General features: G+C 67.2%; 12 protein-coding genes. 8 read left to right on the forward strand and 4 right to left on the reverse strand.

Translation table 11 applies throughout. The features are described 5' to 3' along the window. Positions 1–102: 102 nt before the first annotated feature. Both HZ989_RS15075 and HZ989_RS15080 read left to right on the forward strand, forming a co-directional pair. Positions 103–984: an ABC transporter ATP-binding protein gene (locus HZ989_RS15075; protein ID WP_209321605.1), complete on the forward strand. Its 882-nt coding sequence runs from the start codon at positions 103–105 to the stop codon at positions 982–984. 5 nt (positions 985–989) lie between these two features. Further along, a complete protein-coding gene (locus HZ989_RS15080; RefSeq protein WP_209321606.1) occupies positions 990–4,568 on the forward strand; it encodes a M1 family aminopeptidase in 3,579 nt (1,192 codons plus the stop codon). Here HZ989_RS15080 and HZ989_RS15085 read toward each other — a convergent pair. Further along, entirely contained in the window at positions 4,565–5,098 is a 534-nt protein-coding gene (locus tag HZ989_RS15085) for a glutathione S-transferase family protein (RefSeq protein WP_245162401.1), read from the reverse strand. The genes HZ989_RS15080 and HZ989_RS15085 overlap by 4 nt on opposite strands. A 276-nt stretch (positions 5,099–5,374) precedes the next feature. On the opposite strand from HZ989_RS15085, the gene HZ989_RS15090 reads away from it, so the two are divergent. From HZ989_RS15090 to HZ989_RS15105, 4 genes are all read left to right on the forward strand, one after another. Further along, the gene (locus HZ989_RS15090) at positions 5,375–5,920 is read left to right on the forward strand and encodes a 3D domain-containing protein (RefSeq protein ID WP_245162402.1); all 546 of its coding nucleotides are present in this window, start codon (positions 5,375–5,377) and stop codon (positions 5,918–5,920) included. Positions 5,921–5,990: 70 nt separating this feature from the next. Beyond that, a complete protein-coding gene (locus HZ989_RS15095) occupies positions 5,991–7,145 on the forward strand; it encodes a helix-turn-helix domain-containing protein (protein WP_209321608.1) in 1,155 nt (384 codons plus the stop codon). Between the two features lie 39 nt (positions 7,146–7,184). Further along, positions 7,185–8,654, forward strand: a complete 1,470-nt coding sequence (locus HZ989_RS15100) for a S41 family peptidase (RefSeq protein ID WP_209321609.1) — start codon at positions 7,185–7,187, stop codon at positions 8,652–8,654. A gap of 13 nt (positions 8,655–8,667) precedes the next feature. Beyond that, a complete protein-coding gene (locus HZ989_RS15105) occupies positions 8,668–9,228 on the forward strand; it encodes a hypothetical protein (protein ID WP_209321610.1) in 561 nt (186 codons plus the stop codon). Here the strand turns inward: HZ989_RS15105 and HZ989_RS15110 are convergent. The 3 genes from HZ989_RS15110 to HZ989_RS15120 are packed head-to-tail and all read right to left on the reverse strand — an operon-like array spanning position 9,225 to position 11,607. Further along, the gene (locus tag HZ989_RS15110; protein WP_209321611.1) at positions 9,225–9,545 is read right to left on the reverse strand and encodes an Mpo1-like protein; all 321 of its coding nucleotides are present in this window, start codon (positions 9,543–9,545) and stop codon (positions 9,225–9,227) included. The two genes, HZ989_RS15105 and HZ989_RS15110, sit on opposite strands and share 4 nt — an antisense overlap. 37 nt (positions 9,546–9,582) lie before the next feature. Next, positions 9,583–10,392: an undecaprenyl-diphosphate phosphatase gene (locus HZ989_RS15115; RefSeq protein WP_209321612.1), complete on the reverse strand. Its 810-nt coding sequence runs from the start codon at positions 10,390–10,392 to the stop codon at positions 9,583–9,585. A 24-nt stretch (positions 10,393–10,416) separates the two neighbouring features. Then, entirely contained in the window at positions 10,417–11,607 is a 1,191-nt protein-coding gene (locus HZ989_RS15120) for a citrate/2-methylcitrate synthase (RefSeq protein ID WP_209321613.1), read from the reverse strand. A gap of 129 nt (positions 11,608–11,736) precedes the next feature. Here HZ989_RS15120 and HZ989_RS15125 point away from each other — a divergent pair, with 129 nt between their 5' ends. After that, positions 11,737–12,657 carry a cation diffusion facilitator family transporter gene (locus HZ989_RS15125; protein WP_209321614.1) on the forward strand — a complete coding sequence of 307 codons (921 nt, stop codon included), beginning with the start codon at positions 11,737–11,739 and terminating at the stop codon, positions 12,655–12,657. A 47-nt stretch (positions 12,658–12,704) separates the two neighbouring features. Continuing rightward, entirely contained in the window at positions 12,705–13,385 is a 681-nt protein-coding gene (locus HZ989_RS15130) for a glutathione S-transferase family protein (RefSeq protein ID WP_209321615.1), read from the forward strand. Positions 13,386–13,441: the final 56 nt, after the last annotated feature.

Consider the following 13,441-nt stretch of genomic DNA (forward strand, 5'->3'; position numbering starts at 1 on the left):
TCCACGTCCTTCTCCTGGAAAGGGAAAAGGATTCTTACGCTTCTGTAACTTGCCCCGCCCGTTGCCGGGTGACAAGCTTGCTTGACTGACAGGGGTGCCATCATGCTTACGATCAAGAATCTGGTTCACGTCTATGGCAACGGGACGCGGGCGCTCGACGACGTCTCCCTGACGGTACCGACCGGCATGTTCGGGCTGCTGGGCCCCAACGGCGCGGGCAAGTCGACGCTGATGCGTTCGATCGCGACCCTGCAGACGCCGACGTCCGGCTCCATCGACTTCGACGGCATCGACGTGATCGCGGAGCCGGAGAAGCTGCGCCGCACCCTCGGCTATCTGCCCCAGGATTTCGGCGTCTATCCGCGCGTCTCGGCCTGGGACATGCTGGATCACATGGCTGTGCTGAAAGGCATTGCGTCCGGCAAGGATCGCAAGGAAACGGTCGAGACCCTGCTGAACCAGACCAATCTGTGGTCGGTGCGCAAGAAAGCCCTGGCGGGCTTTTCCGGCGGCATGCGCCAGCGCTTCGGCATCGCCCAGGCCCTGATCGGCAATCCGAAACTGATCATCGTCGATGAGCCGACGGCGGGGCTGGACCCCGAGGAGCGCAACCGCTTCCTGAACCTGCTGGCCGAGATCGCCGACAACGTCGTCATCATCCTGTCCACCCACATCGTCGAGGACGTCGCCGACCTGTGCCCGAAGATGGCCGTTCTGGCCGGTGGCAAGATCCAGCTGGAAGGGGCCCCCGCCCAGCTGATGGAACAGCTGAACGGCCGGGTCTGGAAGAAGACCATCGACAGGGACGCCCTGCCCGAACATCGCGAAAGGTACGAGGTCATCTCCACGCGCCTGTTCGCCGGCAGGACTGTGATCCACGTCCTCAGCGACCGTCTTCCGGGCGAAGGCTTCGAGCCGGTGCCAGGCGGGCTTGAGGACGTCTATTTCTCGACGCTCAGCGCCTCGCGCAAAGTCGCGGCGTAAAGATCATGTTCGCCAAGGTCGCTGCCTTCGAATTTCGCTACCAGCTGCGCCAGCCGGCCTTCTGGGTCATCGCCATCGCCTTCGCCCTTCTGGGCTTCGGGCTTGTGGCGGCGTCGGACAACATCTCCATCGGGGCGGGCGGCAACGTCAACAAGAACGCCCCCTATGCCCTGGCCACGATCAACGGGATCATGGCGATCTTCTTTATGCTGGCGACCACGGCCATCGTGGCCAACGTGGTCGTCCGAGACGTCCAGACGGGCTTCGGGCCCATGGTCCAGGCGACCCGGATCAACAAGTTCGAATATCTGTACGGCCGCTTCACCGGGGCCTTCGCCGCCACCGCCCTGTGTTTCCTGTCCGTCACGATCGGCATCGTCGCCGGCACGCTGGCCCCCTGGGTCGACAAGGAAACCATCGGCGCGTTCCGGCCGTGGGACTACGCATACGCCTACCTGGTCTTCGGCCTGCCCGGCGTCTTCCTGACCTCGGCGATCTTCTTCGCCCTCGCCACGGTTACCCGGTCCATGATGGCGACCTATGTCGGCGTGGTCGGGGTCTTCATCGCCTATCTGGCGGCCTCAGGCATCCTGGGATCCAAGCCTGAGCTGGAGACGGCCATGGCCTGGGGCGAGCCTTTCGGAGCCGGGGCCTATGGCCTCGTCACCCGCTACTGGACCGCGATCGAGCGCAATACGATCAATGCCCCTCTGGAAGGCGTCCTGCTGTGGAACCGGGTCATCTGGATCGGGATCAGCGTCGGCGTGCTGGCCCTGGCCTATGTCCTCTACCAGCCGGCCGTCCGGGGCGCGAAGGCGGGCAAGCTGGACAAGCTGCGCGCCCTCGCCGCCACCCCCGCCGCGCCCGGCGTCGTCGACCGGCCCCTCGCCTCGCCGACCGAGGGCCTTGCCGCGAGCTGGAGCCGTCTGGCGTCGCGCACGGCCATCGAGATGGCCATGGTGTTCAAGAGCCCGGCTTTCGCCGTCCTGATCCTGCTGGGCTTCGCCTTCGCAACCACCACCCTGCTCGTGCTTGGCGAGATCTACGGCGCCCCGATCCTGCTGGTCACCCGCACGGTCATCTCGGGCCTGCTGGGCGCGTTCGGCCTGATCTCCATCATCGTCGCCATCTACTATTCCGGCGAGCTGGTCTGGCGCGATCGCGACCGCAAGGTGCACGAGATCATCGACGCCTCGTCCACGCCGGACTGGACCTTCATCCTGCCCAAGACCCTGGCGCTGATCCTGGTGCTGGTCTCGATCCTGCTGGCGGGGGTCGTCGCCGGCGTCGCTGTCCAGACGTTCAAGGGCTATTACGACTTCGAGCTCGGCAAATACCTGATGTGGTATGTGCTGCCGGGGGCCTTGAACTTCGGCCTGATCGCGGTGCTGGCCATCTTCGTGCAGTCGCTGTCGCCCAACAAGTTCGTCGGCTGGGCCATCATGGTGGTCTATCTGATCTCCACCCTCGTGATGTCGAACCTTGGCTTCGACCACATCCTTTACCGCTACGGGGCCGGCATCGGCGTGCCGCTGTCGGACATGAACGGCCAGGGCGATTTCCGGGGCTTTGCCAACTGGACCGACGCCTACTGGACCATGGCGGCGATCATCCTTCTGGTGCTCGGCTACGGCCTCTGGCGCAGGGGGACCGAGACCCGCTACCTGCCCCGTCTGCGCCGTCTGCCCTCGCGCCTGATGGGACCGGCCGGCATCATCGGCGGCGTCGCCCTGGTGGCCTTCATCGGCCTGGGCAGCTTCATCTACGTCAATACCAACGTCTGGAACGAATACCGGAACCAGGGGTCGCAGGAACGCCTCCAGGCCGACTACGAGAAGACCCTGCTGCGCTTCGAGACCACGCCCCAGCCGTCGATCGTCGATGTGAAGCTGGACCTCGACCTGCACCCCCGTGCCCCCCGGCTCGAGACGCGCGGGACCTATACGATCGAGAACCGGACCGGGGCCCCGCTGTCGGAAATGCACCTGCGCTGGAACGACGACCTGGAGATCAAGGCGCTCGACGTCCAGGGCGCGCGGATGGTCCGCGAGTGGCCCGAGTTCAACTACCGCATCTATCGCTTCGCCACCCCGATGGCCCCGGGCGAGCGCCGCACGGTCTCGTTCGACACGCTGCTGGAACAGCGCGGCTTCAGGCTCGGTGGCAATACGACCCGGATCGTCGACAACGGCACCTTTGTCACCAACCAGGAGTTCGCGCCGATCATCGGCATGGACCGGAACGGCACGCTGCAGGACCGGGCCAAGCGTCGCAAGTTCGGCCTGCCCGCAGAACTGCGACCGGCCAAACTGGAAGACATGAGCGCGACGGGCCGGAACTATATCGGCGCGGACTGGGTCACGACCGACGTCACCGTCACCACCGACGCCGACCAGACCCCCCTGGCCCCCGGCTATCAGCGCAGCGACGTCACCCGCGACGGCCGCCGCACCGTCCGGTTCGTCACCGAGTCGCCGGTGCTCTACTTCCTGTCGGTGCAATCGGCCCGCTACGAGATCGCCCGGCGGATGCACAACGGGGTTGAGATGGTCGTCTATCACGACGCCCAGCACGGCCGGAACGTCGACCGCATGATGACGGCCCTGGCCACCTCGCTGGACTATTTCCAGGCCAATTTCTCGCCCTATCAGTTCCGCCAGGCGCGGATCAGCGAGTTCCCCGCCTATGCCGACTATGCCCAGTCCTTCCCCAACACCTTCGCCTGGTCCGAAGGGCTCGGCTTCATCGCCGACCTTAAGGACCCGAACAAGATCGACTATGTGACCTATGTCGGGGCCCATGAGTTCGGGCACCAGTGGTGGGCACATCAGGTCGTGGGCGCGGACATGCAGGGCATGACCCTGCTGTCGGAGACCCTGGCCCAGTATTCGGCCCTGATGGTGATGGAGCGGCTGTACGGCCCCGACAAGATTCGCCGCTTCCTGCAGTTCGAGCTGAACAACTATCTGAGCTCGCGCGGCACCGAACGGATCGAGGAACTGCCGCTGAACCGGGTCGAGAACCAGCAGTACATTCACTACCGCAAGGGGGCGCTGGTCATGTATCTGCTCAAGGACCAGATCGGCGAGGCGAACCTGAACCGCGCCCTGGCGCAGTTCCTTCAGGCGCATGCCTTCAAGGGCGCACCCTATCCGCGCTCGGTCGACCTGATCGCCCTGATCCGCGCCAATGCCCCGGCTGACAAACAGGCCCTGATCACCGACCTGTTCGAAAAGATCACCCTGTACGATCTGAAGACGACGGCCTCGACGGCCACGCGCCGCCCCGACGGCCGCTGGGACGTCGCCATCACGGTGGAGGCAAGAAAGCTCTATGCCGACGGCCAGGGCAAGGAGACCGAAGCGCCGCTGAACGAGAGCATCGACATCGGCCTGTTCACCGCCGAACCGGGCAAGGGTGCCTTCGACCGGTCCAACGTCGTGGTTCTGGAACGCCGTGCACTGCGCTCGGGCACCCAGACGTTCCGGTTCGTCACGGCGGCCAAGCCGACCTTCGCGGGCGTCGATCCCTACAACAAATGGATCGACCGGAACTCGGACGACAATGTGCGGGGCATGGATTAGGCGATGGCGAAGGCCGCCTCGGTGCGGCCGATCCAGTCTCGCAAGGACGGATAGGCCGCGAGGTCGAACCCGCCCTCGTGCGCGACCCGGGTGTAGGCGACCAGCGCCAGATCGGCCAGCGTCGCCGCCTGTCCGCCCGCCAGCCAGGTCGAATGCGCCAGCGCCGCCTCCATCCGCGCAAGCGCCAGATGGCCCCGCTCCATCAGGCGGGGCTCGACCTCCGCCGCCGTCTTGCCGGCATAGACCCGCTGGAACCGCGCAACCGCGACATAGGGCTCGTGGCTGTATTGCTCCCAGAACAGCCATTCGAACATCTTCGCCCGTTCCCACGGCTCCGTCGGGATCCATCGTGTGTTTTCGCCGAGATGCAGCAGGATCGCGTTGGACTGGGCCAGGGCCCGGCCATCTTCCAGCACCAGCGTCGGCACCTGACCGAACGGATTCAAAAGGAGAAATTCCGGCGTGCGGCTGCCGCCTGTCATGATGTCCACCTCGACCCACTGATAATCAAGGCCAAGCGCATCCAGCATCCACTTGACCTTCAGGCAGTTGCCCGAACGAATATCTCCATGAACAGTAAGCATCGGACGCCAGCAAAGGATTTAAGATCGTCCTATACTGCTATCGCGTTTGCGGCCGTTGCCCAACCCCGGTTCCGCTTATCTCAGGCAACGGTTGACTGATCGATCCCGAGCCGGGGACAGACGGTCGCGGCGCACGCGCTTGCCACATTTTCGCCATCGATCGCGGCGACACGGCACCCTGCCGGTGCGGTCTGGGGCCGGTGTCACCTATGAGACCGATCTGTGTTCAGCACCGTCGCCACGCTCGCCATGCTCTGGGCAGCCGCCTTCGATCCGATCCCCTACGAAGTGGCTGTCGCCGCTGATCCGGTCGTTGCGACAAGCCCTGACAACGCGAACGAGTCCGGCGACGCCCTGGCCGATCTGACCCCTGAACAGGCTGCCCTGATGGCCCGCGACCCCGACTGGAGCGCCCGTGCCAGCCTCTATCACGCCGGTGGTGGCGGAGCGACGGGCAACGATTCCCTCGGCTGCCGCCCGATTCCCATGCGGACCCTGGCCACCGATCCCCGTGTGATTCCGCGCCGCACCAGATTGTTCATCCGCGAGACGGTCGGTATGCACCTGCCCGACGGCACCATCCATGACGGCTACTGGTATGCGTCCGACACCGGCGGTGCGATCCGGGGCCAGCGCGTCGACCTCTATACCGGCCATGGCCGTGGCTCGATGCAGCCGGTCATGCGCTTCAACCAGCAGAGACTGACCATCACCAACGCCGGCCGTTTCGACGGCTGCCCGCCCGCCTGGAACACCGCGTCCAACTGACGCCCGGCCGACGTCCAGTGGCGCTTTGCGAAGCACAACCGACCCGGCCTAATGTCCGGTCATGGATGGTGTGACCCTCTATCTCGGCTGGCGCGTGGCGATCCTCGGGTTCGCCAGCCTGCAGTTGCTTTTGCTCGCCGCGGTGATCGCGGTCCAGACGCCGAATGCACTGGCGAACCGTCTGCTGACGGCCTTCCTCATCGTGCTGGTTGGGGTCGTGACGCCCTATACGATCGGCTTTGCGGGTGCCTATGACGCCTGGCGCTGGCTGACCTTCGCGCCGCTGGCCCTGACCCTGGCGCTTCCACCCCTGCTGTTCGCCTATACCCACGCCCTGGTGCGCGGACGCCTGCCGCCCCGGTTCGGCCTGCATCTCCTGCCGCCGATGATCCAGCTCGGCTACACCCTGACCTGTTTCGCCCTGCCACTCGACGCGAAATGGTCCTGGTATACCGGCAGTCACGCCCGGTTCGTCAGTCCGGCATTCGAGCTGGCCCTTCTGGTTTCGCTCGGCCTCTATGCCGTCTGGTCGCTGCGTCTGCTGAACCGCTATCGCCGCGACCTGGCCCAGGCCCGCAGCGACGACGACCGGTTCGCCACCGGCTGGCTGGCGCGGGTCATCGTCGCCCTGGTGGCCGTGCTGTTCCTCTATGCCGCCTTCACCCTGTGGGACTGGCTCAGCGGCGGCATCGACTTCTTCCAGGAGACAGGCCTGTATCTGTCGCTCGTCGTCATCGGCCTCTATCTGGCCATTGAGGGCTGGCGTCACACGACCTTGCGGTTTCCCGTTCTGGACGGGGCGGCGGCGGACCCCACCGCGGTCGAGACGCCCGTCGTCCCCGACTGGATCGCCATCGCGACTGACTTCGACACCCGCCTTCGTCAGGCCGGCTGGGCAACGGAGCCGGATCTCGGCCTGCAGGTGCTGGCGCGGCGGCTCGCGACCAACACCGGTCGGCTGTCGCGCGCGATCAACCTGGGTCTGGGCGTCAATTTTTCGTCCTGGATCAACGGCGTCCGGGCCGAGGCGGTCGCCGCCGCGCTCGACACCGGTTCGCGTGACGACCTGCTGACCCTGGCGTTCGATGCGGGGTTCAGCTCCAAGGCCAGCTTCAACCGCGCCTTCCAGGCCCGCTACGGCGTCGCGCCGTCCCGCTACCGGCGCGGCGTCTCAGATCGTGATTTTCGACCGCCCCTGCCGGAAATGAGGCGCGCCGTCCGCTGATCCCGGCGATGCTCCGGGCGTCTTTCGCGGAGTTCCCCAATGCTGTCCCGTCGCCACCTGTTGCAGATGTCCGCTGGCCTCGTACTGTCCAGCGCCGTGCCGGCCCGGGCACGCCAGTCCGCATCGGAGGACTGGTCCGGCGATGTCGAGATCCTGCGTCAGGCCTGGCAAACCATGCATCCGGGCCTCCATCGCTACAGCACCCCGGACGAGATCACCGCGCGCCTGGATGGACTGTCGGCGGCATGGAAGGCGCCCGCGTCCTTCCGCGACCGGTTCCTCGCCCTGACCCGCGTCACCGCCTCGGTCCGCTGCGGCCATACCTACCCCAGCCCCTACAATGGCGGGGCGGCCGTGCGCGACCGGCTGTACCTGGGTCGTGAGCTGGTGCCGTTCCGTTATGTCTGGATCGACGGGCAGATGGTCGTGACAGCGGACCAATCCGGCGAAGGAGCCTTTCCGCGCGGCACCTGCGTCACGGCCGTCAACGAGGTGCCGACCGGGGACATCCTCGCCCGCCTGATCCCCCTGGCCCGGGCCGACGGCCACAACGATGCCAAGCGCATCAGCCTGATGGAGGTGCGCGGCGACGACGAATTCGAAACGCCGGACATCCACCTGCCGCTCGTCCTTCCCGGCCTTGTTGATCAGGCCGCCTTCACCCTGGCCGACGGGCGGGTGGTCACGGCCACCCTGCTGACCCTGGCCGAGCGCCAGGCCAGGGCCCCCTCCGCCGTACAGCCGTCCGGCGACACCAACCCATGGACGCTGGACAAGGGCCCGGACGGCATCGCCCGCCTGACCATGCCCGGCTGGGCGCTCTACAACTCGACCTTCGACTGGCAGACCTGGCTGGGCGGCGTGATGGACGACCTGACGGGCGACGGGGCCAGGGGGCTGATCGTCGACCTGCGCGGCAACGAGGGCGGCGAGGACTGCGGCAATGTCATCCTGAGCCGCCTGGTCACGCGCGATTTCGCCCCGTCCCGCAACCAGCGTTTCGTCCGCTACCGGAGCGCACCCCAGGCCCTGCACCCTTACCTCGACACCTGGGACCGGTCGTTCCTGGATTGGGGGGACCAGGCGGTTCCCGATCCCGACCGGCCGGGCTTCTATCGCCTCATCCGCTACGACGACGGCGAGGTGTCGACGCGAATCCGCCCAACCGGCCGCCGCTTCGCCGGACCGGTCGCGGTGCTGTGCGACGCGTCCAATTCCTCGGCCACCTTCGGCTTCGCCCAGTCGGTTCAGGAAAGCAGGACCGCGACCCTGATCGGCACGCCGACCGGCGGCAACCGGCGCGGGATCAACGGCGGTGCCTTCTGCTTCCTGCGGCTGCCCGCCTCGCGCATCGAGGTCGATCTGCCGCTGATCGCCTCCTTCCCGGAGACGCCCCAGCCCGACGCCGGGATCGCGCCCGACCTGCTGGTCCCGACGACCACAGCCGACATCGTCGCCGGAACCGACCCCCAGATGGCCGCCGCCACCGCCCACATCCTTTCCGCCTGACCGGGAGCCCGTCATGACCCTTCGCCTGCTTGCCACCACCCTGGCCCTGCTCGTCTTCCTGCCCGGCTCGGCCCTGGCGCAAGGCCAGCCGACCGCCACCGATCTCCGCCTCGGGCTTGTCGGCCAATGGTCCGGTGCGCTCGGCTACCGGGACTACCAGACCGACCTGTTGTTCGAGATCCCCGTCACCACCACCATCGCGACGCCCGGCGACGGCGCGACCCAGGTGCGCCAGTCCCTGTTCGACGACGGTCCCGACAAGCCGGTCTGGATCACCACCGTCAGCCTGGACGATCGCGCCACCGGTACCTCGACGTCGGCCAGCTTCCGCGCGGGCACCTCGCCGGAATTGTCGACCGGCACCGTCCGTGTCGCGGCCTTCACCGACGCCACCCGCTGGACCCTGATCTATTCGGAAACGGGCGAGGACGATGACCAGCCCGCCGATATCCGCGTCACCGAGACCCGCGACGGCGACACCTTGCTGGAGGTCAAGGAGGTCCGCCCCGTCGGCGCCGACGACACCGCCTGGCGCTTTCGCAACCAGACCCGCCTGACGCGGACAGGCGACTAGAATTTCCGCTTGCCGCCCACGGTCTCAAAGAACATCCGCCAGTCGCCCATCAGGCTCCACAGCGGGTACTGAAACGTCGCCGGCCGGTTCTTCTCGAAGAAGAAATGCCCGACCCAGGCGAAGCCATAACCGACGAACGGCATGGCCAGAAACCACCAGGCATTGACCAGCAGCCCCAGCAGGGCCGCCACGATCACCAGCGACGTGCCCACGATGTGGATCCGTCGGCAGGTCTGGTTCGAGTGCTCGTGGATGTAATACGGATAGAAGGCTTCGAACGATCGGAAGCGTTCGCCGGAGGTGGGTTGGTGGGTCATGCCAGTCACGTTCCCCCGAAACCGGCAGTCTGACAAGTCAGGCCAGAACGCCGGTCCACAACAGCCCAAGCCCCACCGTGCCGACCACGATCCGCCACCAGGCGAAGGGAGTGAAGCCATGCCGGGTCACGAAATCCAGCATGGTCCGGACCACGAACAGACCACTGACGAAGGATACCAGAAAGCCGATGCCGATCAGCTGGATCGCATCGCCGGTCAGCAGATCGCGGCTCTCCCAGAAATCCAGCGCGAAGGCCCCGACCATGGTCGGGATGGCCAGGAAGAAGGAGAACTCCGCCGCCGCCCGCTTGTCGACGCCCAGCAGCAGGCCGCCGACGATGGTGGCCCCGGACCGTGAGACGCCGGGAATGATGGACAGGCACTGGAACAGGCCCACGCCCAGGGCCGTCTTCAGCGAGAAGGTCATGGCGTCGTACTCGCGCGGCCGGGGAGCCCAACGCTCCAGGGCGATCAGGGCAAATCCGCCGACGATCAGGCTGACGCATACGATGGTCGGATTGAACAGCACTGCCTTGATGAAGTCGTGGATCATCAGGCCCAGCAGCGCCGACGGAAAGAAGGCCAGCAGGACCGAGTATGCAAAGCGACGAGCGGACGGATCCTTGCCCGGCAGGCCGATCACCACCTTCCACAGCCGCCCGAAATACAGGGCCACGACCGCCAGGATCGCCCCCAGCTGGATCATGACGATGAAGGTGTCCCACGGCTCGTCGACCAGCTTCAGCACGCTCTTGGCCAGCAGCAGGTGGCCGGTGGACGAAACCGGAATGAACTCGGTCAGCCCCTCGACGAGGCCCAGGATGATCGCCGCCAGCCAGTCAGACATGAAATCCCCGAAGTCGTCCCGGGGTCACTCCGCTCCCGGCCTCGGCCCCACATAGCGCAGGCGCGCCCGGATAGGCGAGCCGTCGGTGATCTGGTCCAGCGCATGGGCCATCAGCCCGGTCAGTCGCCCGACCAGAAACATGTCCAGCGCCCCTTCGCGCGGCAGGTCGAGCCGACGCGCCAGGACCGCCAGGGCGACCGCGAACCCGGCACGCGATCCGCTTGCCGCCTCGCCCTCGCGCAGAACCGCCGTCAGATCGGGGGGGAGATCGGCCAGGGCCAGAAGCGCATCGGCCCTCGGGTCGCCAAGCGGAAAGCTCTCGCTGCCAAACCCGGGGATCGCTCCCGAGGCCTCCATGTGCCGGCGCGCTGCCCCGGCGGGGTCGCGACGGGCCTCGATGACATAGACGATGACGGCCTTCAGCGTCCGCGCCATCGGCGAGGCGGACAGGGCCGCCAGACCGGCCATGGCGGCTCCAGCCGGTGACGCACCGCCCGACGCCGCCGCCCGCGTGGCCAGCACCGCCGGATTCAGATCATGATCGGCTGCCAGTACCAGGGCGCGCTTCAGGTGAACGCTGTCGCGCTCCAGCATCTTCCAGCCCCGCGCGAGCCGCTGGTGAAAGAACAGGCGCGGCCCCGGCCCGGCCATGGCATCGACGACCTCGTTCAGCGCCGTGGCCGCCTCACGCTGCAGGCTCGTGACATCGCGTCCCTGGGACGGCTCGTCCTCTTCGGCGCGCCGCGACAGGGCGGCGAACAGGCGCGCGCGAGGAGACGCCCCGCTGGCGCCGTCGACCCGGACGCCGAGACCCGCGAACGGATTATGGTCGCCACATCCCCAGAGCAGCCGCGCCGTCTCCTCCACCGTCGCGCCTTGCGCCCACTCCGTCGCATCCCGTCCGCGATAATAGATGCGCCCATCGGTCGTCAGGCTGACGCAGGACTGGATGACCGCCTCACCCTTGACGGCAGGTTCGAAGGGCAGGACCTGGCCCGCGAACTCTCCACCCGAGCTGCCCTTCAGGCGCGCGACGTCGGCGGCGGCATACAGGCTTCGTCGGGGATCGCTGGGGTCAGGCCGGGCGGTGATCCGGCCCCGGCTGACGTAGGCGTAGAGGGTCTGGGTCTTGACCCCCAGCATCGACAGGACCTCGGCCCGGGGAATCCATCGACCCCCCGCCTCCCCGATCCGCTCGTCCGCTGCTGGCGTCATCGCCATCGCCCCCGCCGATTAACCAGTCTGATCCCCACCATGAGGCGGTTTGATGACTGGTCTCCTAACACAGTTCCGCGACGACCGGTGTCCTTGGCAACCGGCAGGCGATAGGCGACAAGGCGGGCAATGACCTCCCCCGTCGCCCGCTCCGTCTTCGCCGTCCTGACGACCCGCCAGATCACGGCCGTATCCGTCGGGGTTGCCGTCGTGCTGATCGCGCTGAAGGCCTTCGCCCTGGGCGCTTCGGGCTCGGTGTCGATTCTGGCGTCGCTGGGGGATTCGGCGCTCGATCTGATCGCGTCGCTGGCCACCTTCCATGCCGTGCGCTGGGCCGCGCGTCCGAACGATGCCACCCATCGTCATGGCCATGGAAAGGCCGAAGCGATGGCCGCGCTTGTCCAGGCGGGCCTCGTGTTCGCCTCGGCCGCCTTCATCAGCTGGGAAGCGCTCCGGCGCATCTTCGACCCCTATCCCGTTTCGGGAGGAGCCTGGGCCATAGGCGTCGTCCTGATCTCCATGGTCCTGACCGGCGGGCTGGTCTGGCTTCAGACCCGGGCCCTGAAGGCCTCGGGTTCGCTGGCCGTCTCCGCCGACCGCGCCCACTATGCGGCCGACCTCGCCTCCAGCGTCGTCGTGCTGGTCGGCGTGGTGTCGGGAGCCTATCTGAGAGCGCCCGGGCTCGACGCCGCCGCCGGTCTGGTGGTCGCCGTCTGGCTGTTCTGGGGCGCGGTGGGTGTGCTCAGGCAATCCGGAAATCAGCTTCTGGACGCCGAGGTCTCCGACGCTGACCGCATGGCCCTGACCACCGCTGTCCTGGCCGATCCCCGCGTGGAGGGTGTTCACCAGCTGCGCACCCGAATGTCCGGCACCCGCCTGCTGGCCCAGATGCACATCGATCTCGACCCGACCCTGTCGTTCGAAGCCGCCCACACGATCGTGGTGGAGGCCGAGCGTCGGGTGACCGCCGCCTTCCCGGACGCCGAGGTTCTGATCCACGCCGATCCGCGCGGGGCCCGCCCCTCGGTGCCGACGTCCCCCTGGGGCTGACAACAGCGTAAACGCGGATTTAACGGGCGGCGGTGCAGGTCAGGCGCATGTCGGAGAACGTTCTGTTCCACTTCCCCTTTGACCCTGGCTCGCGGGCCGCCCGCCTGGCGCTGGGCGAGGCGCGGATCGAATGGACCGAGGTTCTCGTCCGCCCCTGGGAAGCCGACTGCCCGGTTGGCGATCTGAACCCGTCCGGCATGCCACCGGTGCTGCAGGTCGAGGGGTCGCCGTCCCTCACCCTGTGCGAGGCTCCCGCCATCCTGGGCTGGATCGAGGACACCCGGACGACGCCGCTGCTGATGCCGTCGGACGCCGCCGAACGCGCCGAGGCGCGTCGCCTGACCGCCTGGTTCGACCGGCGCTTCACCGACGAGGTCAATGCCGTCCTGCTGCACGAGCGTATGGAAAAGCCCCTGCTGCGCCTCGGCCCGCCTGAAGCCCGGATGCTGCGCGAGGGCCGCGAGGCGCTGAAGCATCATCTGGGTGTGTTCGAGGCCCTGCTGGCCCAGCGCGACTGGCTCGCCGGTCGCCGCCTGAGCCAGGCCGACATCATCGCCGCGGCCCACCTGTCGACGCTCGATTATTTTGGCGAGATCGCCTGGGCGTCCTGGCCGGGACTGAAGACCTGGTACATGAAGTTCAAGTCCCGTCCCTGCTTCCGCCCGCTGCTGGCCGACCGCTTCCAGGGCCTGGCCCCGGCAGCGCACTATGCGGACCTGGATTTCTGAGGGCGACACGGGCTTCGCCCTCCCCGATCGGGGAGGGAGAGGCTAAACCACCCCCA

This window comes from Brevundimonas sp. AJA228-03 (genome assembly GCF_017795885.1).
Taxonomy (GTDB): Bacteria; Pseudomonadota; Alphaproteobacteria; order Caulobacterales; family Caulobacteraceae; genus Brevundimonas.